A 659-nucleotide genomic window follows, 5' to 3' on the forward strand; every position below is an offset into this window, starting at 1 on the left:
CCAGCCGTCCTGGACGTTCAACCTGATGGCCAAGCCGGCCGCCGAGGTGGACGTGGCGACACTCGGGGCGCAGCTCCAGGCGCTGGCCACGGCGCTCGCCGGCAGCTTCGACGCCCGCAACGGCACCGGGCACCAGTCCGGCCGGATCGCCTCGTGGCTGGCCGAGCGGCCGCTCGCCGCGCCGGTGTCGCTGGCCGCCGAGAGCGAGTTCGACGAGGAGCCGGAACCGGACCCGGCCGAGCCCGGCCCGCCCGGCCCGGAGGAGCCCGCCCCGCTGGACGCGGCGCTGCTCGCCGCCGCGCTCGACGCCCGGGGCGAGCCGTACTCGCCTGAGCCGGACGGCACACTCGTCGGCCGGTGGGGCGAGGCCACGATCCAGTTCCGCCTGCTCGGCCGCCACGGTGACGTGCTGCACGCCCGCGTGGTGGCGCAGCGGCGGCTGCCGGCCGAGCGGCGCGCCGAGGCGTACGCCTTCTGCAACGCCTGGAACCACGACCGGCTGCTGCCCGCCGCCTACGTGCACGAGCCCGGCGACGGAACGCTGGTGCTGGCCGCCGGCGTCTCCACGGACCTGTCCTGCGGGGTCGCCCCGGCGCAGCTGGAGGTGCTGGTGGCCGCGGCGGTACGCACCGGCGCGGCGTACGCCGAAGCGGTCGCCG

General features: G+C 77.8%; 1 protein-coding gene. It reads left to right on the top strand.

The features are described 5' to 3' along the window. Positions 1–659, top strand: a 659-nt coding sequence (locus KBX39_RS32500; protein WP_210874255.1) for a YbjN domain-containing protein, incomplete at both ends; no start/stop codon positions are given.

The organism is Micromonospora sp. D75 (genome assembly GCF_018070405.1).
In the GTDB taxonomy this organism is placed as follows: domain Bacteria; phylum Actinomycetota; class Actinomycetes; order Mycobacteriales; family Micromonosporaceae; genus Micromonospora; species Micromonospora chalcea.